Source organism: Maritimibacter sp., assembly GCF_016774595.1.
Lineage (GTDB): Bacteria > Pseudomonadota > Alphaproteobacteria > Rhodobacterales > Rhodobacteraceae > Maritimibacter > Maritimibacter alkaliphilus.
Genome location: NZ_JACBWT010000001.1, coordinates 107,770 through 127,644, shown reverse-complemented (window position 1 = coordinate 127,644; position 19,875 = coordinate 107,770). Strand labels below are relative to the sequence as shown.

22 protein-coding genes are annotated in these 19,875 nt (G+C 65.6%); 2 read left to right on the top strand and 20 right to left on the bottom strand.

Annotated elements, in window-relative coordinates:
• Positions 1-51: 51 nt before the first annotated feature.
• The 13 genes from HOY44_RS00660 to HOY44_RS00600 all read right to left on the bottom strand — a co-directional run bounded on the left by HOY44_RS00660 (position 52) and on the right by HOY44_RS00600 (position 11,598).
• Positions 52-819, bottom strand: coding sequence for a hypothetical protein (locus tag HOY44_RS00660; protein WP_287432482.1), 768 nt, complete (start codon positions 817-819; stop codon positions 52-54).
• A gap of 18 nt (positions 820-837) precedes the next feature.
• The gene (locus tag HOY44_RS00655; RefSeq protein ID WP_287432481.1) at positions 838-1,203 is read right to left on the bottom strand and encodes an iron chaperone; all 366 of its coding nucleotides are present in this window, start codon (positions 1,201-1,203) and stop codon (positions 838-840) included.
• A gap of 38 nt (positions 1,204-1,241) precedes the next feature.
• Positions 1,242-1,529, bottom strand: a complete 288-nt coding sequence (locus tag HOY44_RS00650) for a pilus assembly protein PilP (protein WP_138423037.1) — start codon at positions 1,527-1,529, stop codon at positions 1,242-1,244.
• A gap of 190 nt (positions 1,530-1,719) precedes the next feature.
• Positions 1,720-3,201 carry an amidophosphoribosyltransferase gene (purF, locus tag HOY44_RS00645; RefSeq protein WP_138423299.1) on the bottom strand — a complete coding sequence of 494 codons (1,482 nt, stop codon included), beginning with the start codon at positions 3,199-3,201 and terminating at the stop codon, positions 1,720-1,722.
• 130 nt (positions 3,202-3,331) lie between these two features.
• On the bottom strand, positions 3,332-3,913 hold the full coding sequence (locus HOY44_RS00640) for a CvpA family protein (protein ID WP_008328333.1): 582 nt from the start codon (positions 3,911-3,913) through the stop codon (positions 3,332-3,334).
• A 25-nt stretch (positions 3,914-3,938) separates the two neighbouring features.
• Complete coding sequence (radA, locus tag HOY44_RS00635; protein WP_138423038.1) at positions 3,939-5,306, bottom strand: DNA repair protein RadA; 1,368 nt, start codon at positions 5,304-5,306, stop codon at positions 3,939-3,941.
• Positions 5,307-5,436: 130 nt separating this feature from the next.
• The gene (locus HOY44_RS00630) at positions 5,437-5,874 is read right to left on the bottom strand and encodes a paraquat-inducible protein A (RefSeq protein ID WP_008328335.1); all 438 of its coding nucleotides are present in this window, start codon (positions 5,872-5,874) and stop codon (positions 5,437-5,439) included.
• Between the two features lie 17 nt (positions 5,875-5,891).
• Positions 5,892-6,698, bottom strand: coding sequence for a DNA repair protein (locus tag HOY44_RS00625; RefSeq protein WP_287432479.1), 807 nt, complete (start codon positions 6,696-6,698; stop codon positions 5,892-5,894).
• A gap of 161 nt (positions 6,699-6,859) precedes the next feature.
• A complete protein-coding gene (locus HOY44_RS00620) occupies positions 6,860-7,669 on the bottom strand; it encodes a DNA repair protein (RefSeq protein WP_287432477.1) in 810 nt (269 codons plus the stop codon).
• 116 nt (positions 7,670-7,785) lie between these two features.
• Positions 7,786-8,502, bottom strand: a complete 717-nt coding sequence (locus tag HOY44_RS00615) for an ABC transporter ATP-binding protein (protein WP_287432476.1) — start codon at positions 8,500-8,502, stop codon at positions 7,786-7,788.
• Entirely contained in the window at positions 8,499-9,233 is a 735-nt protein-coding gene (locus tag HOY44_RS00610; protein ID WP_008328339.1) for an MlaE family ABC transporter permease, read from the bottom strand. Before HOY44_RS00610 ends, HOY44_RS00615 begins: the two co-directional genes overlap by 4 nt.
• Positions 9,234-9,280: 47 nt before the next feature.
• On the bottom strand, positions 9,281-10,330 hold the full coding sequence (gene alr, locus HOY44_RS00605) for an alanine racemase (RefSeq protein WP_287432474.1): 1,050 nt from the start codon (positions 10,328-10,330) through the stop codon (positions 9,281-9,283).
• Between the two features lie 47 nt (positions 10,331-10,377).
• On the bottom strand, positions 10,378-11,598 hold the full coding sequence (locus tag HOY44_RS00600; RefSeq protein ID WP_287432472.1) for a bifunctional alpha/beta hydrolase/OsmC family protein: 1,221 nt from the start codon (positions 11,596-11,598) through the stop codon (positions 10,378-10,380).
• A 126-nt stretch (positions 11,599-11,724) separates the two neighbouring features.
• On the opposite strand from HOY44_RS00600, the gene HOY44_RS00595 reads away from it, so the two are divergent.
• On the top strand, positions 11,725-12,624 hold the full coding sequence (locus tag HOY44_RS00595; protein WP_287432471.1) for an endonuclease/exonuclease/phosphatase family protein: 900 nt from the start codon (positions 11,725-11,727) through the stop codon (positions 12,622-12,624).
• 287 nt (positions 12,625-12,911) lie between these two features.
• Here HOY44_RS00595 and HOY44_RS00590 read toward each other — a convergent pair whose 3' ends face one another.
• The 3 genes from HOY44_RS00590 to HOY44_RS00580 all read right to left on the bottom strand — a co-directional run bounded on the left by HOY44_RS00590 (position 12,912) and on the right by HOY44_RS00580 (position 15,084).
• A complete protein-coding gene (locus HOY44_RS00590) occupies positions 12,912-13,079 on the bottom strand; it encodes a hypothetical protein (protein WP_171042962.1) in 168 nt (55 codons plus the stop codon).
• A gap of 199 nt (positions 13,080-13,278) precedes the next feature.
• Positions 13,279-14,685, bottom strand: a complete 1,407-nt coding sequence (glnA, locus tag HOY44_RS00585; protein WP_008328344.1) for a type I glutamate--ammonia ligase — start codon at positions 14,683-14,685, stop codon at positions 13,279-13,281.
• Between the two features lie 60 nt (positions 14,686-14,745).
• Complete coding sequence (locus tag HOY44_RS00580; protein WP_008328352.1) at positions 14,746-15,084, bottom strand: P-II family nitrogen regulator; 339 nt, start codon at positions 15,082-15,084, stop codon at positions 14,746-14,748.
• A gap of 173 nt (positions 15,085-15,257) precedes the next feature.
• On the opposite strand from HOY44_RS00580, the gene HOY44_RS00575 reads away from it, so the two are divergent.
• A complete protein-coding gene (locus tag HOY44_RS00575) occupies positions 15,258-16,898 on the top strand; it encodes an NAD(P)H-hydrate dehydratase (protein ID WP_287432467.1) in 1,641 nt (546 codons plus the stop codon).
• Between the two features lie 123 nt (positions 16,899-17,021).
• On the opposite strand, the gene HOY44_RS00570 is transcribed toward HOY44_RS00575, so the two are convergent.
• From HOY44_RS00570 to HOY44_RS00555, 4 genes are all read right to left on the bottom strand, one after another.
• On the bottom strand, positions 17,022-17,228 hold the full coding sequence (locus HOY44_RS00570) for a YgaP family membrane protein (protein ID WP_008328355.1): 207 nt from the start codon (positions 17,226-17,228) through the stop codon (positions 17,022-17,024).
• Positions 17,229-17,300: 72 nt separating this feature from the next.
• Positions 17,301-17,960, bottom strand: a complete 660-nt coding sequence (locus HOY44_RS00565; RefSeq protein WP_287432465.1) for a Crp/Fnr family transcriptional regulator — start codon at positions 17,958-17,960, stop codon at positions 17,301-17,303.
• 1 nt (position 17,961) lies between these two features.
• The gene (gene mmsB / locus HOY44_RS00560) at positions 17,962-18,834 is read right to left on the bottom strand and encodes a 3-hydroxyisobutyrate dehydrogenase (protein WP_287432464.1); all 873 of its coding nucleotides are present in this window, start codon (positions 18,832-18,834) and stop codon (positions 17,962-17,964) included.
• Between the two features lie 11 nt (positions 18,835-18,845).
• Positions 18,846-19,874 (bottom strand): enoyl-CoA hydratase/isomerase family protein, encoded by a 1,029-nt coding sequence (locus HOY44_RS00555; protein ID WP_287432463.1) that lies wholly within the window; start codon positions 19,872-19,874, stop codon positions 18,846-18,848.
• Position 19,875: the final 1 nt, after the last annotated feature.

Here is a 19,875-nt window from a genome sequence, read left to right as displayed (position 1 = left end):
GGTCGCGGTATCTCAGACGTTGCGCGGCCTGTCCAGAGGCGCGGGGCCGGGTCAGAGCGGCGTGAAAACGAACGTCGTCATCGGTCCCGTCGGGCTGGGCATCTGGATCACGAGGATGTCGTGCGTGCTGTTCAGCGCATAGGGGTATTCGCCGGGGATGAAGCCGAAGGGCGGACCGGCCGTGACGGTCGTGCTGGAGGCCGCGCCCGCGCAGGTCATCGTGGGTTTCTCCGCCGCCTCGCGGTCGGTGGACATCCTGAGGCGCAGGTTCACGCCAAGGATCGTGCCGATGTCGTCGACCAAATCGAGGTTCACGTCGCCGTCCTCGGTCATGGTCTCGGCCTCGGTCGGCGCGTAGGTGTCGAGGTCCACGTCATAGGCGACCGACAGAAGGCCGGGGACGCGACCGGCGAACTGCGCCTCGCCCGGGCAGCCATGCGGCAGGGACAGGTCGGGCGGCGGGGCGATTTCGTGCTCCACGCCGTCCAGTTCCAGCAGCACGCTTTCGGTCATGGTGCCGTCAGGCAGGCGGGCGGGGGCGTAGTCCATCGCGAAGCTGCCATCGCTGCCGATGGTCAGTTGCGCATCGACGACCGGAACGACCAGCGTTCGCGCCCCGTCGGTCATGCCGACCCGGATCAGGCGCCACTGGCCGGGCAGCGCGTTGTCGATGGGGGTGATCGCGTCCGACTGAAGCACCTGCGAACCCCAGGGTGTCGGGGTCATCGAAATGTCGACCTCTTGCGCGGCGGCCAGAGCGGGTGCGGCGAACGCGGCACAGAAAACGAGCGGGCGCAAATGCGATACCTGAAAAATCATGGCGCACCGTGCCACGGTTCAGCCGATTTCGTCCAGCCTGCGCCGGATGATCTCATCCAGAGCCCAGTCGGGGGGCGGCGTGTCGGGGCGAAAGGTGATGCCGGATTTCGAATGCGCGATGCCCTCGGCGCGCAGGCGGTCCGCGATCTTCGGCACGACGGTCCCGCAGTGGGGATACAGGCCGATGTGTTTCGCGAACCCCGCCATCCCGGCGGCCATCTTGGTGCCCTTGGGGGCCTTCACGCGCCAGCCGGGCATGGCGTAGCTTATGACGCGCTCGGCATCCGCTGGGAGCCGCGCTTCGATGCGCTTCGCCAAATCGTCCAGCGCCGCGCGAAACTCGTCGGGCTGTTGGGCAAGGTAGGGCGCGAAAGGGTCCGTCATGGCCGGATCATGCGGCGGCGCAGATGATCCGTCCAGCGTCATCCGACCGGGATCGGCGGAATGAAGATCGAATTGCCGTTCGACCGCGTGACCACGACGCCCGCCTCGGAAATCTCGTAGATGCGGCCGATCTGGCTCTGGTCGCCGGTCTTGACCCGCAGGATGTTGCCCCGCGTCATCCGAAACAGCGCCGTCATGTCGTCGGGCTTGCCCATGATCCCGACCAGTTGCACCTGATCGAGCCTGATTTCGTCACGCTTCGTCGCATTCTGCGAGACGATCGGACTTGTCCCGTTACCCACCGGGAACGCGCCTGATTCTGCCATTTTGTCACCTCTGGTTTCGCGAGGGAGTGGGCCTCGCTCAAAACTAGCGGCTGGCGGTAAACAACAGGTTCATTTCCGGGGAAAGGGGGGTGGCCCGGCATGGGCCGGGAAGCGCCGAAGGATATGCTGCAATGCGGCAAAAACACGCCGATCGCCTTGTTTTGCGAGCCTGGGCGGGCCTGTAGCGGCGTTATTCCGCCGCTGTCTTGAGCTCGAACCCCTTGGCGAGCATGTCGCGCGGGGCCACCGGGTATTCACCCGAGAAGCAGGCGTCGCAATAGGCGGGGGACTTGGGGTCGCGACCCGCGGCCACACCCACGGCGCGATACAGCCCGTCGAGCGAGATGAACCTGAGGCTGTCCACCCCAAGGTGTTCGCACATCTCGTCTTCGCTCATGTTCGCGGCGAGCAGCTTGTCGCGCTCCGGCGTGTCCACGCCGTAGAAGCAGGGCCATGCGGTCGGCGGGGAGGCGATGCGGAAATGCACCTCCTTCGCGCCCGCGTCGAGGATCATGTCCTTGATCTTGCGCGACGTCGTGCCGCGCACCACCGAGTCGTCCACGAGGATCACGCGTTTGCCCTCGATCAGCGCCCGGTTCACGTTCAGCTTCAGCCGCACGCCCATGTTGCGGATCTGCTCGGTCGGTTCGATGAAGGTCCGGCCCATGTATTGATTGCGGGTGATGCCCAGTCCGAACTCGATCCCGCTTTCGGCGGCGAAACCGATGGCTGCGGGCGTGCCCGAATCCGGCACGGGGCAGACGAGGTCGGCATCGACCGGGTTCTCACGTGCAAGCTCAACACCGATCTGGCGGCGGGTCTCATAGACCGAGCGGCCGCCGATGATCGAATCGGGACGCGAGAAATAGACGTGCTCGAAAATGCAGAAGCGCGACTTCTGCGGGCGGAACGGCTGGCGGCTTTCGACGCCCTTGTCGGTGATGACCACCATCTCGCCCGGCTCGATTTCACGCACGAACTTGGCGCCGATGATGTCGAGCGCACAGGTCTCCGACGACAGCACCCAGCCGTCGCCCAACTGGCCGAGCACCAAGGGCCGCACGCCTAGCGGGTCACGCACACCGATGAGCTTGGTGCGCGTCATGGCGACGACCGAGAACGCGCCTTCGACCCGGCGCAGCGCGTCTTCTAGCCGTTCTGCGGCCTGCTTCTGCAAGGACCGTGCCATCAGGTGAATGATACATTCGGAATCGCTCGACGACTGGAAGATCGAGCCGCGCTCGATCAGTTCGCGCCTCAGCTCTTCGGCATTGGTGATGTTGCCGTTGTGCGCGATGGCGGCGCCGCCCATGGAAAACTCGCCGAAGAACGGCTGCACGTCGCGGATCGCCGCGCCCTTGGACCCGGCGGTGGAATAGCGCACGTGCCCGATCGACAGCGGCCCCGGCAGCGTTTCCATCAGCGATTGCTTGGTGAAGTTGTCGCGCACGTAGCCGAAGCGGCGGGCCGAGTTGAACCCGTGTTCGGGGTGATAGGCGACGATACCGCCCGCTTCTTGCCCGCGATGTTGCAGGGCATGCAGCCCGAGGGCCACGAAGTTGGCCGCATCCGAGAGGCCGATGACGCCGAAAACGCCGCATTCCTCTTTCAGCTTGTCCTCGTCGCCGGAGGCGCGGATGGCGTCAAAGTCGAAGGGGTGCGCGGGCGGCATGGCGGGCTGGCGAGCAGCAGACATGAGCAGCTTGTCCGAATCCGGTGGCAGGATGGCCCCTGCATAGAGCAGGGGCTGGCCCGTGTCACGGGTCGCTTCGCGGTTTGTAACGATATTATGTAAGCGAGGCTTACTCGGTCGGCGTGGTCGAGGGCGTGCCCGAGGTGCAGGTGGACACAAGTTCCTCGTACCGGGCCACGATCCAGCCCGGTGCATCGTCCGGGATCTGCTCGTCGAGGTTGTCGGTCGTGCGCGCGAACACCTTGGCGGTGCGCGAATTGTCGACCGCGGCCACCGTGTCGGCGGTCACCACGTTGTCGTAGACGATCAGCGCGATCGCGACGAGGAGGATGCCGCGCAGAACCCCGAAGACGAAGCCAAGGGCCTGATCCGCACCGCCCAGGGCCGACCGCTGGATGACGCTGGAAAACAGCGGTGTGAACAGCGACACGACCACCAGCGCAAGCGCCAGAACGGCGGCGAAGGACGCGATCACGGACAGTTCGCAACTGTCGGCGATGAAGTCGCGCAGAACCGGGATTTCCTTGATGAGCGGCACGAAACGGGGCGCGAAGAGATAAGCGATGACGGCGGCGGCGACCCAGCCGACGATGGCCATGCCCTCGCGCACGAAGCCGCGGGAATAGGCGAGGATGGCCGAGACGAGAATGACCAGCGCGACGACACCGTCGACAATCGTGAACCCGTCCATCTATCCGTCCCTCTACAAGTGGCGCTCATCCGGCGCCGAACATATCCCCGACAAACCCGGCAAGGTCCGCGTAAGACTTGAGCGCCAGCCCCGGTTTTTCACCGGCCTTGGATCGTGCGGGCGCGATGGCCGTTGTGAAACCAAGTTTTTGCGCCTCTTTCAACCTGTTTTCGGTCTGGCCGACGGGGCGTAAGGCCCCGGACAGCGAGATTTCACCGAAAACGACGGTATCGCGCGGGATCGCAACATCCTCGCGCGCCGACAGCAGTGCGCAGGCGACGGCCAGATCGGCCGCCGGTTCGGACACGCGCATCCCGCCGGCCACGTTCAGATAAACGTCGAGCCCGGCGAAGGGGATGCCGCAGCGCGCCTCGAGCACGGCGAGGATCATGGCGAGCCGTCCGCCGTCCCAGCCCAGCACGCTCCGGCGCGGCTGGCTGAGGGGCGAGGGCGCGACGAGGCACTGGAACTCGACCAGAACCGGCCGCGTGCCCTCGATGCCCGCGAACACGGTCGCGCCCGGCGCCGGGTCTTCACGATCCGACAGGAACAGGGCCGACGGGTTGGCGACCTCGGACAAGCCGCCCCCCGTCATCTCGAACACACCGATCTCGTCCGCCGGGCCGAAGCGATTCTTGACGGCCCGCAAAATGCGGAACTGATGCCCGCGCTCGCCCTCGAAATACAGCACGGTGTCCACCATGTGCTCGACCACACGGGGGCCCGCGATCTGGCCTTCCTTGGTGACGTGGCCCACTAGGATGACCGCCATGCCGCGCCGCTTGGCGAAGGTGACCAGCTCATGCGCGGCGGCGCGCACCTGACTTACGCTGCCCGGCGCGCTGTCGACATTGTCGGCCCACATGGTCTGGATCGAATCGATGATCGCCAGACCGGGACGCTCCTCCTCCAGCGTGGTCAGGATGTCGCGCAGATTGGTCTCGGCGGCGAGTTTCACGGGCGCATCGGCCAGCCCAAGCCGCTGGGCGCGCATCCGCACCTGCGCGCTGGCTTCCTCGCCCGACACGTAAAGCGTCTTCAGCCCCTGGCGCGCGAAATGCGCGGCGGCCTGCAACAGAAGCGTCGACTTCCCGATGCCCGGATCGCCGCCGACCAGCACCGCACTCGCCGGCACCAGCCCGCCCCCCAGAACCCGGTCGAACTCCGCCACACCCGAGACGGTGCGCGGCGGCGGGCTCTCGGTCGAGGCGAGATCGGTCAGCGCCACCGCCCGGCCGCGCGCGGCGCCGAGTGACTTGGACGCAGGCCCCGCCGACAACGGCTTTTCTTCGACAATGGTGTTCCACTCGCCGCAGGATTCGCAGCGCCCCGACCACTTGGACGTGGACGCACCACAGCTCTGACAGACGAAGGACGCGGAGGATTTTGCCATGACGCCTTGTGCCTCGCGCCGCCCCGCGAGGCAAGCGCCCGACCGTCCACTTTCCGGTCCGAAATATCCCGGGGAGCGCGAGGGGCAGCGCCCCTCGCACGGGTCGTGGCGGCGTCAGCCGCCGCGAAACTCAGTCACGCTTGCGCTCCATCAGCGTGACGAGCAACGAGGCCAGCACGCAGAAGGTGAACAGATACAGCCCCCATCCCACCTCGACCCGCGTCATCGCCACGCCCTTGATGATGACCACGTAAAGCGCCATCAGGAAAATGTCGGCCATGGCGAGGCGGCCGAGAAACCCGAACACCGGTTTCGCGCGGTCCCCGATCCTGCCGAACTGGATCAGCGCCATGCCGACCACTTTCACCGCCGGGGCCACGATCGCGAAGAGGAACACGATGAGCGCGAGAAACAGGTCCTCCTCGACAAGGGCCGCGAGGCCCGAGATGACGCTCACCTCCTTCAACCCCAAGAGCGGCAGGTTCAGCCCGGCTCGCAACAGGGGGGCGACCCACGCGAGGGGGAAGAGCACGATCAGGGACAGGTTGAGATACCGAAGCCACGCCATCGGATTGATCTAGGCGCTCAGACCTCGGGTTTCGAGGGGCGGCGCGGGGTGACGGGCTGGCGAGCTTTCTGGGGCAGGGGGACGACGATCTGGTCGGGGTCCTCGACCTTGTCGTCCACCTCGAAGCCCAGCTCGGGCAGAAGCGACATCAGGTCGGCCTCCAGCGCCGCCAGTTGCTTGTCCACGACCCGCTCTTCGGTTTCGATCTGCTGCATCCAGTGGCGCAGGTCTTCGGTCGTTTTCTTCGCCAGCGCGATGTTTTCGAGGAACCTGTCCACCTCCTCCTGCCGCTGGCGCAGAAACGCGCGGGCGCGTTCGACGGAGGCGTCGGAATAGGTGCTGGCGAGATCGCGGGACGTGTGGCTCATCTGCGCGGCGAGGTCGAGGATATCGGGCTCCAGCGCGCCCAGATCCGGGTGGTCGCGCAGATGCCGGATGCGTTCGCGCACCGAATCGAACTCCCCGCCGATCCGGAACAGTTTCTTGCGGTCGGCCTCGTGGCTCGCGCGGTAGGCACGGGCCACGTCCTCCATCGAAATCGCGAAGTTCCGGTGGCTGTTTTCAAGCTGCATGATCCGGTGGTTGGCAGGCAGGTAGAACGCAAGCAGCACGAAAAGCACCGTGAGGCCGATCTGAAGGTATTTCCCGGCGTCGGCCAATTGCGTGCCGCCGAAACTCGCGTAGATCTCGACCCAGGGCAGTTGGCCCAGAAACGCCCCGGCCGTGGCGACGACAAGCGCCAGCGCGGCGACGGCGATCAGGACCATGACGATGACCTGCACCTGTCGCTGCGCGGCCGAAAATAGCCCCGTAACGGAATTCATACCTTTAACCCCCAAGCGAAACGCCACCTAGCCCCCAAGGCAGGCTGCGCCAATAAAATCCAGCGTAAACAGAATGTTGGGGGATGATAAGCGGCTCAATGAAAAACAGTGGCGCCGAATGGACGCCACTGTTTCATGTTTCTCGACAATTGTCGCCGGTGTCAGCGATCCGGCTTTTGCGGCACCACGGGCCGGCCCGAGGAAAGCTGCGATTTGTGCGTCATCGGCACCACGGTCGGGGCCGGGGTCGTGCGCGTGTCTTCGAGGTCCAACCCGATCTCGGGGAGCAGCGCCTTGAGGTCTTTTTTCAGGGCCGACACCTGACCATCGACGATATGTTCCTCGGTCTCGATCTGCTGAAGCCACTGTTGCAGTTCCTCGGTCGTGCGCTTGGCCATCGCGACGTTTTCCTGAAACGCCTCGATCTCTTCCTGCCGCTGACGCAGGAAGGTGCGCGCGCGTTCGACCCGCTCGTCGGAATAGACCTCGGCAATGTCGCGCGAGGTGTGGCTCATCTGAGCGGCCAGTTCGAGAACCTGAGGCTCCAGCGCGCCCAGATCGGGATGTTCGCGCATATGGTTGATCCGCTCCCGCACCGCGTCGAATTCGCCACGCAGCTTGAACGCCCCGGCCCGGTCGGCTTCGTGGCTCGCACGGTAGGCGCGGATCACGTCATCCATCGATAGGTTGAACTGGCGATGGCTGGTTTCAAGCTGCATGATCCGGCGGTTGGCGGGAAGGTAGAGCGACAAGAGGACGAACAGCACGGTGACGGCGATCTGGGCGATCATCCCGGCGTTTGCGACGGGCGCGCCGTTGAATCCTGCGTAAAGTTCGAGCCACGGAAAAACGCCGAGCGCCGCGCCCGCTGTCGCGACGATCAACCCGGCGGTGACGGCGCAGATCGCGCCCATGATAAGTGCCTGTGCCTGCGTCTGGGCAGCCGGAAAGAGCCCTGTGGAACGGGTCATGTCTTCACCCCTCGCTTGGTGTATGTCCGCGCACCGGCTTGATGCGCATTTCACCGTCAACGCGGGTCGTCGGCAAAAAGTTGCTTGGCGGTTTCGCGAATGACGAAAAACCGGACCTAGCGGGCGAGAAACCGGGCCAAGAGCGGGTCATCTGCGCTGGCAAGGTCGGATACCCTGCCGTGCCAGCGGGCGCGGGCGGCGTCGAGCAGCAGAACCTCGTCGGCGATGGTGCGGATCGACGCCATGTCATGTGTGATCGTGATCGCCGTCGCCCCCAGATCGGTGACGAGTTCGCGGATCAGCGCGTCGATGTCGGTCGAGGTCACCGGGTCGAGGCCGGAGTTCGGCTCGTCGAAAAAGAGGTATTTCGGCGTGCCGATGATCGCACGGGCGAGCCCGACACGCTTTTGCATGCCCCCCGACAGGTCGGAGGGGAAGAGGTCGGCCACCCGGGGTTCCAGCCCCACGCGCCCCAGCGCGACTTCGGCCCGCGCGCGCGCCTCGGCCCGGCTCACGCGGGCGCGCCCGTTGCGCAGGCGAAACGCCACGTTTTCCCACACCGTCAGGCTGTCGAAGAGGGCCGAGGCCTGAAAAAGCACCCCGGTCTGTTCGAGGAAAGCGCGCCGCACGCGGCGGCTGATCGGCTGGCCGTCGATCAGGATCCGGCCTGCGTCCGGCGTGATGAGGCCCAGAATGATCCGTGTCAGCACCGATTTCCCTGTGCCCGAACGTCCGAGGATCGCAAGGCTCGTGCCGCTGTCCAGCGCAAGCGAGATGTCGTTAAGCACCTCCTTGGTGCCGAAGGACTTGGAGATATGCTGAAGCTCGATCATTGGCCGAAGAACAGCCCGGTCAACGCGACGTTGGCGGCGAGCACGAGGATCGCGGCGGCCTGCACGGCGGATTTGGTGGCAAGCCCCACGCCCTGCGCGCCGCGCCCGGCATTCAGCCCCGCATGACAGGCGAGCGTCACGGCGATACCGCCGAAGACCGCGCCCTTGGTGAGCGACAGCACGATGTCCACGGGGTCGAGGAAGTTCCAGCTTGTCGTCACGTAGGACGGTCCGTTGAAGCCCAGACCCTGCGTGGCGACCACGAAGCCGCCGAAGAGCCCCAGAATGTCGCCGAGGCCCACGAGGATCGGCACCGTGACCAGCCCGGCCAGCACGCGCGGCGCGGTCAGGTAGGTCATCGGGTCGGTCGACAGCGTGGTGAGCGCGTCGACCTGCTCGGACACTTTCATGGTGGCCAGTTCGGCGGCGATGGACGAGGTCACGCGCGCCGCGATCATCAGGCCGACCATGACGGGGCCAAGTTCACGGACGATTCCGATGGCGACGATCTGGGGCACCACGGCCTCGGCCGAAATGCGCGAGCCGCCCGCGTAGATCTGAAGCGCCAGCGCCGCGCCGGTGAACACCGCGGTGAGCCCGACGACAGGAAGCGAGAGCCAGCCGATTTGCAGGAACGCGCGGGCCAGTTCGCGGGGGTAGCGCAGCGTTGCGGGGAACCGGATCACGGCGTTCAAGAAGAACAGCGTGACCGAGCCGATGCGGCGCAGCATACCAAGTGCTGCCCGGCCCAGAAGGGTCAGAGGCAGCAGGGCGCGTGTCACGACTGGCCTCGGGTGTAGTCGCGGGTGTAGCGGTGGCCGAGTTGCGTCAGGATTTCGTAGCCGATGGTGCCGGTGGTGTCGGCGATGTCATCGACGCTCTGATGCGGGCCGATCAGCGTCAGCCATTCGGGCACGGTGTCCAGATGGCCGATGTCGATGCCGATCGAATCCATCGAGACCCGACCAAGGATCGGGCAGGGGGTCGCGCCGTCGAAGAGCACGCCTTTGTTCGACAGATGCCGGGTGATCCCGTCGGCGTAACCGCCCGACACGGTAGCCACGCGGGTCGGCGCGTCGGCGGTCCAGCTGTTGCCGTAGCCCACGGTCTCGCCCCGCCCGATCTCGCGCGTCTGGATCACGGGCAGGTCGAGGTGGACCACGGGCGTCGCCTCCTCGAAAGGCCGCGCGCCATAAAGCCCGATGCCGGGGCGGGTGAGGTCGAAGTGGTAGTCTGGGCCAAGCAGGATGCCGCCGGTCGCGGCGAGCGAACGGGGCACGTCGCAGCCCTCGGTCATTTCGGTGAACATGCGAAGCTGCATCGCGTTCATCTCGTGCTCCGGCTCGTCGGCGCAGGCGAGGTGCGACATGATGAGCGTCGGCCCGGCAGTCAGCGCGATGTCACGCACGGCGGCCCATTCGGCGGGCTCCATCCCCAGCCGGTTCATGCCCGCGTCGAGCTGGATGCCGAAGCTCTGTCCGGGCAGGGTTTCGACATGTCGGGTCAGTTGTTCCACCGAACTCAGCAACGGGATCAGGTTCAGGTCGCGGATCATGTCCGCGTCGCCCGCCATGTGCCCGTTCAACAGGAAGATCGCCGGGCCGGGGCCGAGAGCGGCGCGCACATCTGCGGCTTCCTCGGCGGCCGCGACGAAGAAGCGGCGCGCGCCGGCGGCGGCCAGCGTCTTGGCCACACGGTCCACGCCAAGGCCATATCCGTCGGCCTTGACCACCGCGCCGGTCTGCACGGTGGAGGCGGTTTTCGCGTCGAGCGCGCGCCAGTTGGCGGCGATCGCATCGAGGTCGATCTGTAGACGTCCGGTTCCCATGCGGCGTGGTTTGTCCGCGCGCGCGGGCCGCGTCAAGCGCAAAGCCGTCAGGCCGCGTGGGTAAGCTCCGTCACGATCCGGTTGTCCTGATGCAGCGTCTTGTGGACCGGGCATTTGTCGGCGATTTCCAGCAGGCGCTGACGTTGTTCTGCGTCCAGATCGCCGGTGAGCGTGATCTTGCGGATGAATTCGTCGACCTTCTGCGGCGGGGTGTCGGGGTCGGCGTCCTTGGCGTGAACCTTGGCATGGGTCACGTCGACCTGAATGTCTCTCAGCGGCCAGCCCTTGCGGCGCGCATACATCCGGATCGTCATCGAGGTGCAGGCCCCCAGACCCGCCGACAGAAAGCCGTAGGGCGACAGTCCCCGGTTCGTCCCGCCGAAATCCACCGGCTCGTCGGCGTAAAGGTGATGCGGCCCGTGGCTTACGTCCTGCAAGAACCCTTCGGCATCGGCTTCACGCACCCTGAGGACGCCTTCGGGCACCGCCTCGGTCGTTTCGGCGCTGCCAAGATCGAGATAGCGTTCGGCCCATGCCGCGATGACCGATGCCGCGTATTCCGCATCTTCGCCGCGCGAGATCAGGTGGTCGGCGTCGTCCAATGTCACGAAACTCTTCGGGTGTTTCGCGGCGCGGAAGATCGATTCCGCGTTGTCGATGCCCACCACGGCGTCGCGCGGTGCGTGCATGACGAGCAGCGCGGCGTGCAGGTCGCGGATCGCCGGTTTCAGGCTCTCGGCCCGGATATCCTCGACGAAGTCGCGCCCGATGGTGAAGGTGCGCCCGCCCAGATTGACCTCGGCCGACCCGTCGCGCGTGATCTCGTCCAGCTTGTCGGCGAAGTTGTGGGTGACGTGGTCGGGCGCGAACGGCGCGCCCAAGGTGACGACCGCTTTGATCCCACCGATCTGCCCGGCGGCTTTCAGCACCGCGGCACCCCCAAGCGAGTGTCCGATGAGCAGGGCGGGGGCAAGGTCGCGGGCGGCAAGGGCCTGTGCCGCCTTGGTCAGGTCTTCCACGTTCGAGGTGAAGGTGGTGTTCGAGAACTCCCCCTCGCTGTGCCCCAGCCCGGTGAAGTCGCACCGGAGCACCGCGATCCCGGCGGCATTCAGGCGTTGCGCGATGCGGCGCGCGGGCAGGATGTCTTTCGAGCAGGTGAAACAGTGCGCGAACAGGGCCGTCGCCCGCACGCGCCCCGGAGGAAGATCCAGCCGCGCGGCCAGCATCGACCCGTCATGGCCCTCGAACTCGAACTTTTCGGTCGTCATACCTGTCCCTCCGTCGTGATGGTTCAGAGATGGAGGCGCAGGCGATGTTTGCCAATGCTTCACTTTCGCGCGGGCATCCGGGTGTTGGCGTTTTACCTCGTTCAGGCCAATGCGTATGGAAGGGGCATGAAGATGCTTTCACCCAAGGCCCTGCGGATCGTCGCGGGCGGATTGCTTGTCGCCGTGCTCGCCGGATTTCTCGGCGACCTTCACCCCGTGGGCGATACCTTTGCGGTCTTTCGGCTTTACGTCGCGGGGGCGCTGGCGCTTGTCGGTGCGCTCCAGCTTCAGGCGGGGGTGCGCAATCAGGGACTGGTCAATCTGGGGCTAGGGCTGGGCGTGATCGTCATGGCCGGGGTTCTGCCGTTCGGTCGGCAGTTTCCGCCGGGCGAGGGTGCTGGCGTGGTGCGGCACTACCAAAAGAACATGCTTTATCACAACGACGACCCGCGCCGTGTGCTGGACGATATTCTCGCCCGCGGTCCCACGGTCGTGACCTTGCAGGAGGCGGCGGGGAGCAGCGCCCTGATCCTCGACAACCTCTTCGACCGCTATCCGGCGGGGGTGGCCTGCGACACGCCAGAATCCATCGGTCTCGCGGTCTTTGCCGCTTACCCGCCGGTCGCCGACACCGCCTTTTGCGCCACACGGATGGCGGGCGTTCAGGTCGAGGGGCCGACCGGGCCGGTCTGGGTGATTTCGACCCACCTGCGCTGGGTGTGGCCCTATATGAACGCCTTCCACGCGGATCGCATGGTGCCCGAGCTTGCCGCGCTCGACGGCCCCAAGATCATCGCTGGCGACTTCAACGTCGTGCCTTGGGCCGCGAGTGTCGAGCGCATCGCGCAGGCGGCCGGGGCCGAGCGCGTCGGGCGGGCCGTCGTCACCTATGCCGTGGCGGGGGTCTTGCGGGTCCAGATCGACAACATCCTCGCCACGGGTGGACGGGGCGTGACCCGCGCCTTGCCGAAACTAGGCTCGGACCACTGGGGCGTCTGGGCGGAATACACCTTGGGCGAGGGCTGAAAAAAAGGGGCGATCCAGCACGCCGGGTGCGGATCGCCCTAAGAATGAGGGTGCGCCAGCCACGGACCTGTGGGATTACCGTGGCGAGGTGCGTCGCCCTCCTGACCATGTTCTCTCGAACAGGTTGGTTATCCTCCAGCCATGTGGTCGTGCTTTGCCCGAAACCGGGCGGAAACGGATTGTTGCCGCCCCAGTTCCGTCACAGGTTGGGGAAACCTTACCGTCTAAAGGCGAAAAAACCGGGGCCGAGACCCCGGTTTCGTCACATTTGGAGGAACGGATGCAGGTCAGACGGGCACGGAAACGAATTTCCCGTCGATCCAGCGCCGAATATGCGTCCGGGTGGATTCGCCCGCTTCCCGCGTGCTGCGAAAGGCGAGCGCAAGGCGGCTCTCGTAGAACGCGCGCTGGAAATCCTGCGCGTCCAGGGTTTTGAAGAATGCGTTGCTCAACATGGTTCTGCTCTGTGGTTCGTTGGAATTATCCTTTCGGATGGTGGTTATCCTTACCCTTGGCCGCGGCGACGTTGGGGAAACACTGGGGCCGATTTCGTATCATTTCATGCCGAACGCGACACAATTGAGGGCCGGTCAATAAAAAGGAAAGGGCGCCCCGACCGGGACGCCCTTGAATTTTCGCTGATCCCAGAGGGGATTAGCAGGAGTAGTACATCTTGTACTCGATCGGGTGCGGGGTGTGCTCGTATTCGTACACTTCTTCCCACTTCAGATCCATGTAACCGTCGATCTGGTCCTTGGTGAACACGTCGCCGGCGGTCAGGAACTCGTAATCCTCGGCGAGGCTTTCGAGCGCTTCACGCAGGCTGCCGCAGACGGTCGGGATACCGGCCAGCTCTTCGGGCGGCAGATCGTAGAGGTTCTTGTCGGACGAGGGGCCCGGGTCGATCTTGTTCTTGATGCCGTCGAGGCCGGCCATGAGCAGGGCCGCGAAGCACAGATACGGGTTCGACGCCGGATCGGGGAAGCGGGCTTCCACACGCTTGGCCTTCGGGCTTTCCGTCCACGGAATACGCACGCAGCCCGAACGGTTGCGGGCCGAGTAGGCGCGCAGAACCGGGGCTTCGAAGCCCGGGATCAGACGCTTGTAGGAGTTGGTCGACGGGTTGGTGAAGGCGTTGAGCGCCTTGGCGTGCTTCAGGATGCCGCCGATGAACCACAGGGCCTCATCCGACAGGTCGGCATACTTGTCGCCCGCGAAAAGCGGCTTGCCGTCTTTCCAGATCGACATGTTCACGTGCATACCCGAGCCGTTGTCGCCCTTGATCGGCTTCGGCATGAAGGTCGCGGTGCGGCCATAGGCGTGGGCCACGTTGTGGATCACGTACTTGTATTTCTGAAGCTCGTCGGCCTGCTTGGTGAGCGACCCGAAGATCAGGCCCAGCTCGTGCTGCGAGGTCGCGACCTCGTGGTGGTGCTTGTCCACCTTCATGCCGATCATCTTCATCGTGGTCAGCATTTCCGAGCGGATGTCCTGGCTGTCGTCAGACGGGTTCACCGGGAAATAGCCGCCCTTGTAGTCGGGACGGTGGCCGAGGTTGCCCATCTCGAACTCGGTGTCGGTGTTCCAGGCGGCGCCGTCGGCGTCGACCTCATAGGCCACTTTGTTCGGGGTCACCGAATAGCGCACGTCGTCGAACAGGAAGAATTCCGCTTCCGGGCCGAAATAGGATGCGTCGCCGATGCCCGACGAGATCAGGTAGGCTTCGGCCTTTTGCGCCGTGCCGCGCGGGTCGCGCTCATAGGGTTCGCCGGTGTCGGGCTCGACGATCGAGCAATGCACGGCCAGAGTCTTTTCGGCGTAGAACGGGTCGATGTAGACCGAGTCCGGATCGGGCATGAGTTTCATGTCCGAGGCTTCGATCGACTTCCAGCCGGCCACGGACGACCCGTCGAACATGAAGCCTTCTTCCAGGAAGTCTTCGTCGACCAGATCGGCCACCACCGTCACGTGCTGCATCTTGCCGCGCGGATCGGTGAAGCGAATGTCGACATAGGCGACATCTTCGTCCTTGATAAGCTTGAGAACGTCTTTGTTGCTCATTGTGCTTCTCTTTCCCCTAAGTTGATACGGTTGAGAATTTTCGGTCCGGCGAGGGCGACGTCAGATCGCGTCGTGACCCGTTTCGCCGGTGCGGATGCGGATGGTCTGCTCGACGGGCGAGACAAAGATCTTGCCGTCCCCGATCTTGTCGGTCTTGGCCGCGCCCACGATCGCCTCGATCGCCGCGTCGACCTGATCGGCGGGAAGCACGACCTCGATCTTCACCTTCGGCAGGAAATCGACGACGTATTCGGCGCCGCGATAAAGCTCGGTATGGCCTTTCTGCCGCCCGAACCCCTTCACTTCGATCACGGAAAGGCCCTGCACGCCGATTTCCTGGAGTGCTTCCTTCACCTCATCCAGCTTGAACGGCTTGATGATGGCTTCGATCTTTTTCATGGCTGTCCCCCCTCGGAAATCAGGTTCGAGGCCCACAGACCACTTCTCATCCGGGGCCACAATTGGATAGGGTTTCGGTAGCAGGGGCGCGGGCCGGATTCCAGACGCTTCGCACAATATTTATGCAATCTGATCGACTTTCGGGCGGTTTGCGAAAAATTGGGGCAGAAACCATGTCGGAACTCGTGACCGCCGCCCAAATGCGCGCCATCGAACAGGCCGCGATCTCGTCGGGCAAGGTCACCGGGCTCGCGCTGATGGAGCGGGCGGGGCAAGGCGTCGTCCAAGCGATTTGCGAGACATGGCTGGAGCTTACCATAGGGGCCCACGGTGCCGTCGTGCTCTGCGGCCCGGGCAACAACGGCGGCGACGGTTATGTCGTCGCGCGGCTTCTGGCGGCGCGGGGCTGGTCGGTCGCGGTCTTCGCCTACGGCGATCCGGCCAGACTGCCGCCCGATGCGCGGACGAATTACGAGCGGTGGACCCGGATCGGCGGCTGCGCCCCGCTGTCCGCGCTGGACGATACCACCTTCAGGGACGCGGCCGTCACCGTCGATGCCCTGTTCGGGACGGGCCTCACGCGCCCCCTTCCGGTCGAAGTGCTGAACGCGCTGATGGTCGCAGCGACACGCCCCAACGCGGCGGCGCCCCCACGCCCGCCCATCGTGGCGGTCGACATCGCTTCCGGCGTGGATGCCGACAGCGGTCGGGTCATCGGCGGCGACGAGCAGGGGGACGAGCTGCCGTATTTGCCCGCTTTGACGGTCACTTTCGGCGCGGCGAAGGTCGGGCATATGCTCCTGCCTCATGCAGCACACACGCGGCACAAGCTGGTGGTCGCCCCCATCGGGGTCGAGGATGACATCGCCCGCGCGTACCTGACGTGGAACGTGGTCGAACACCTCGACCTCGCGGCGGTCCGCCATATCGACCTTCTGGGCAGGCCGGATATCAGCCTTCAGGCGCTTGAGCTTGCAAAGGACGTGGCCTCCCACAAGTTCGGCCACGGCCATGCGGTGATCCTGTCGGGGCCGGCCGGGCGCACGGGGGCCGCCCGGCTCGCCGCCCGCGCTGCCCTGCGCGTTGGGGCCGGGCTGGTGACCGTGGCCGCACCGCGCGATGCCATGGCCGAGAACGCGGCCCAGCTGACCGCGATCATGCTGCGCGAGGCCGAGGGGGGCGAGGCGCTTGCGGATCTGCTGCAAGACAAGCGCCTCAACGCGATCTGTCTGGGGCCGGGGTTGGGGCAGCCGCGCGCCCGTGACCTTGTCCCGGTGGCGCTGGACGCGACGCGGGATCGGGATATGGGCGGCGTCGTGCTGGACGCCGATGCGCTTTCGGCCTTCGCGGACGATCCCGGCGGCCTGTTTAAGATGCTCCACGACGGATGCGTGCTCACGCCCCACGCGGGCGAATTCGCGCGGCTTTTCCCCGACCTCTCCGCCCGCCTGAACGCGCCTGCTACGGCCGGCCCGGCCTATTCCAAGGTCGACGCGGCGCGCGACGCCGCCGAGCGCGCAGGCTGCACGGTGCTTTTCAAAGGCCCGGACACGGTGATCGCGGATGAAACGGGTGACGCGGCCATCAACGCGGCCTGCTGCGACCGCGCCGCCCCATGGCTGGCGACGGCCGGGTCGGGCGATGTGCTCGCCGGTCTGGTCACGGGACTTCTGGCGCGCGGCTACGCCCCCGTGACGGCGGCCGAAACCGCCGCCTGGCTCCACACCGAAGCCGCCCTCAGCTTCGGCCCCGGTCTCATTGCCGAAGACCTCCCCGAAGAATTGCCGAAGGTGTTTCGCGCCCTCGGCGTCTGACCTTCTCCGGTCCGAAAATACCTCGGGGAGGTCGCCATTTCAGCGCCATAGGTGCGAGCGACAATGGCGACGGGGCAGCACCCCTCGCATCGGTCGCTCCGGCGCAAGCCGAAGCGAAGCCTCTCAGGTCTTCATCTTGCAGGTGTTGATCCCGAACACGGTGTAAAGCGCGCACCAGCCCACGGCGGCGGTGAACAGGGCCAGCACCGCCACGACGAGCGCGACCCAACCCAGCGTCGTGCCTTGATTGAGGAAGAAAACCACCAGCGCGGCGATGCCGATCACGGCGCGAATGATGCGGTCCATGCCGCTTTCGTTGGTCTTGAACATGATGACCTCCAGTCCATGCGTGTCTGATGGAGTGAGTCTACTCTCACCTTCAGGACATTGCATGTGACGTGGTCACACAGCGGGGCTGTCGATCAGTTTTTCCAGCGCGGATGTGTCCAGAACCCGAACGCGGCCCCGCTCATGCGCGATGATCCCGGCGCGGGCCATCCGGTCGAGCCGACGCGACACGACCTCGCGCGCCGATCCGATCGCGCGGGCCATGGCGGCCTGCGTCATCGCCACTTCGCCGTCCTCTGCCCGTTCGAGGAGCAGGGCAGCCAGCCGCGCTTCGACCCTGAGGAACGACATGGTTTCGATCAGTTGCATCATCGCCTGCATCCGCTCGGCAAAAGCGGCGAACACCACCTTGCGAAACGCGGGCGAGCTGTCGACCAGTTCGAGAAAGACCGGGCGCGGGATCAGGACGAGGCGCGTTGCATTCGTCGCGACCGCCTCGGCCGAGTAATCGTCGCCGCCCAAAAGGCCGAGCGTCGACTGGATGCAGCTTTCGCCGGGCTTGACCTCGTAAAGCAATATGTCGCGGCCGTTCGGGCCGACGAGGTGCACACCCACATGGCCGGTCAGGACCACGACATAGCCTTTCACCGTTTCGCCCGGCGAGAACAGAACGGCGCCTTCGGGCACCTCCAACGGTTTCAGCCGGGCGAGCGCGGTCCGGGCCGGCGGCTCGAGCGCCGCAAGCTCCTGAGCCGCGTCGACCCAGCCGGACACGTCAGCCGCGTCCGCGCTTTTCGAACCGGGGCAGCATGGCCGAGAAATCGGCGCCTTCGCCGCCTTCGTTCTCGACGAATTGCGCGTAGAGTTTCATCGCGGCTTCGCCCATGGGGGTGTCTGCATCCGCTGCCTCGGCGGCCTGCATGGCAAGGCGCAGGTCCTTGAGCATCAGTTCGCTCGCGAAGCCGGGCTTGTAGCCGTTGTCGGCCGGGCTGGTCGCGCCGATGCCGGGGGCAGGGGTGTAGGCGTTCATCGTCCAGCTGTAGCCGGACGAGGTCGAGACGACATCGAACATCGCCTGCCGGTCGAGGCCCAGTTTGTCGGCCAGCGCAAAAGCCTCGCAAGTGACGATCATGGTCGCGCCGAGGATCATGTTGTTACAGATCTTGGCGGCTTGACCGTTGCCCGACGGGCCGCAATGCACGGCTTTTTGCCCCATGATGTCGAGAAGGGGTTTCACCTTGTCGAACGCCTCTTCCGATCCGCCCGCCATGAAGGTGAGCGTGCCGTTCGCCGCGCCCGTGATCCCGCCCGAAACCGGCGCGTCGATCGCCAGAAGCCCGGCTGCCATCGCCTGATCGGCCACGGCGCGCGCGCTTTCCACGTCGACGGTGGAGCAATCGGCAAAGAGCGAGCCCTTGTCCATCGCCGGCACGATCTCGTCCGCCACGGCGCGCAGGATCTTGCCGTTGGGCAGCATGGTGATGACCACTTCGGCGCCCTTCGCGGCCTCTGCCGCGGTGTCGGCCTTGGTCACGCCCTCGGGCATCGGGGCGGCGAGGTCGAAGCCCGTCACCTCATGCCCGGCGGCGGCGAGGTTGGCGGCCATCGGTCCGCCCATGTTGCCGAGGCCAATAAATCCGATCTTCATGTCATCCTCCCTCAGATGCTCAAAGCTTCGTCACCCAGCGGCGCGCGCATACGGGCGATGTCCTCTTCGGGCACCTCCTCGATGCTGGCGTGGCGCCATGTGGGGTTGCGGTCCTTGTCGATGATCTGCGCCCGGACGCCTTCGAGGAAATCCCCGTGCTCCATCGCGCGATAGGTGAATTCGAACTCGTAGGCCAGCACCTGCCGCACGCTCTCGGCGTTGCGCGCGCGGGTGATGTTGGCAAGCGTGCAGCAGACCGACAGGGGCGAGGCGCGCCGGATCGCCTTGGCCGAGGCCCGAGCGATTTCGCTGTCGCCCGCGTCGCATTTCGCGGCGATGTCGGCGGGGGTTCCGTCGAACAGCCTGTCGATCTCGGTCTGGGCGCGGGCCAGCGGGCTTTCCGGCGGCGTCGTGGCCATCGTGGCCACGAGGCCCGCGTTTCCGGTTTCTTCCAGTTCCGACACGAGGTCGAGCCAGTATTCCCGTTCGATATAGTGATCGGCGAAGCCCGCATGGATCGCGTCGCCCGCGTTCATGCGCAGGGACGTGGCGCCGAGGTATTCGCCCAGCTTGCCCGGCGCGCGCGACAGCAGGTAGGTGCCGCCCACGTCCGGGGCGAGGCCGATGCCGGTTTCGGGCATGGCGACCTGCGAGGTTTCGCAGACCACGCGGATGCCGGCGTGACCGCCCACGCCGACGCCGCCCCCCATGACGAAGCCCTGCATCAGCGCGACGATGGGTTTCGGGTATTCCGCGATCTTGGCGTTCATCCGGTATTCGTCGCGCCAGAACGTGCGGCCGTAGTCGTAATCGCCCTTCAGCCCATGCTCATACATCGCCTGAATGTCGCCGCCGGCGCAGAACGCCTTGTCGCCCTCGGCGTCGATCACCACGATCTCGACCGTGTCGTCGTCGCGCCAGGCATCCAGCGCGGCCTCGATGTCGAGGCACATCTGGTAGGACAGGGCATTGAGCGCCTTGGGGCGGGTCAGCGTGATGCGACCGGCCTTGCCGATGATGCGGGTCGAGACTTCGCTCATC

Excerpts from the sequence above, each read along its gene's own strand:
- HOY44_RS00600 (WP_287432472.1), bottom strand. The coding sequence starts at position 11,598 with ATGACGACCGAAAAGTTCGAGTTCGAGGGCCATGACGGGTCGATGCTG.
- HOY44_RS00615 (WP_287432476.1), bottom strand. The coding sequence starts at position 8,502 with ATGATCGAGCTTCAGCATATCTCCAAGTCCTTCGGCACCAAGGAGGTG.
- HOY44_RS00620 (WP_287432477.1), bottom strand. The coding sequence starts at position 7,669 with ATGACCCGTTCCACAGGGCTCTTTCCGGCTGCCCAGACGCAGGCACAG.
- HOY44_RS00630 (WP_008328335.1), bottom strand. The coding sequence starts at position 5,874 with ATGGCGTGGCTTCGGTATCTCAACCTGTCCCTGATCGTGCTCTTCCCC.
- HOY44_RS00580 (WP_008328352.1), bottom strand. The coding sequence starts at position 15,084 with ATGAAAAAGATCGAAGCCATCATCAAGCCGTTCAAGCTGGATGAGGTG.
- HOY44_RS00655 (WP_287432481.1), bottom strand. The coding sequence starts at position 1,203 with ATGACGGACCCTTTCGCGCCCTACCTTGCCCAACAGCCCGACGAGTTT.
- HOY44_RS00595 (WP_287432471.1), top strand. The coding sequence starts at position 11,725 with ATGAAGATGCTTTCACCCAAGGCCCTGCGGATCGTCGCGGGCGGATTG.
- HOY44_RS00625 (WP_287432479.1), bottom strand. The coding sequence starts at position 6,698 with ATGAATTCCGTTACGGGGCTATTTTCGGCCGCGCAGCGACAGGTGCAG.
- HOY44_RS00570 (WP_008328355.1), bottom strand. The coding sequence starts at position 17,228 with ATGTTCAAGACCAACGAAAGCGGCATGGACCGCATCATTCGCGCCGTG.
- alr (WP_287432474.1), bottom strand. The coding sequence starts at position 10,330 with ATGGGAACCGGACGTCTACAGATCGACCTCGATGCGATCGCCGCCAAC.
- glnA (WP_008328344.1), bottom strand. The coding sequence starts at position 14,685 with ATGAGCAACAAAGACGTTCTCAAGCTTATCAAGGACGAAGATGTCGCC.
- radA (WP_138423038.1), bottom strand. The coding sequence starts at position 5,306 with ATGGCAAAATCCTCCGCGTCCTTCGTCTGTCAGAGCTGTGGTGCGTCC.
- HOY44_RS00640 (WP_008328333.1), bottom strand. The coding sequence starts at position 3,913 with ATGGACGGGTTCACGATTGTCGACGGTGTCGTCGCGCTGGTCATTCTC.
- HOY44_RS00590 (WP_171042962.1), bottom strand. The coding sequence starts at position 13,079 with ATGTTGAGCAACGCATTCTTCAAAACCCTGGACGCGCAGGATTTCCAG.
- HOY44_RS00660 (WP_287432482.1), bottom strand. The coding sequence starts at position 819 with ATGATTTTTCAGGTATCGCATTTGCGCCCGCTCGTTTTCTGTGCCGCG.
- HOY44_RS00555 (WP_287432463.1), bottom strand. The coding sequence starts at position 19,874 with ATGAGCGAAGTCTCGACCCGCATCATCGGCAAGGCCGGTCGCATCACG.
- HOY44_RS00610 (WP_008328339.1), bottom strand. The coding sequence starts at position 9,233 with ATGCTGCGCCGCATCGGCTCGGTCACGCTGTTCTTCTTGAACGCCGTG.
- HOY44_RS00650 (WP_138423037.1), bottom strand. The coding sequence starts at position 1,529 with ATGGCAGAATCAGGCGCGTTCCCGGTGGGTAACGGGACAAGTCCGATC.
- mmsB (WP_287432464.1), bottom strand. The coding sequence starts at position 18,834 with ATGAAGATCGGATTTATTGGCCTCGGCAACATGGGCGGACCGATGGCC.
- HOY44_RS00575 (WP_287432467.1), top strand. The coding sequence starts at position 15,258 with ATGTCGGAACTCGTGACCGCCGCCCAAATGCGCGCCATCGAACAGGCC.
- purF (WP_138423299.1), bottom strand. The coding sequence starts at position 3,201 with ATGCCGCCCGCGCACCCCTTCGACTTTGACGCCATCCGCGCCTCCGGC.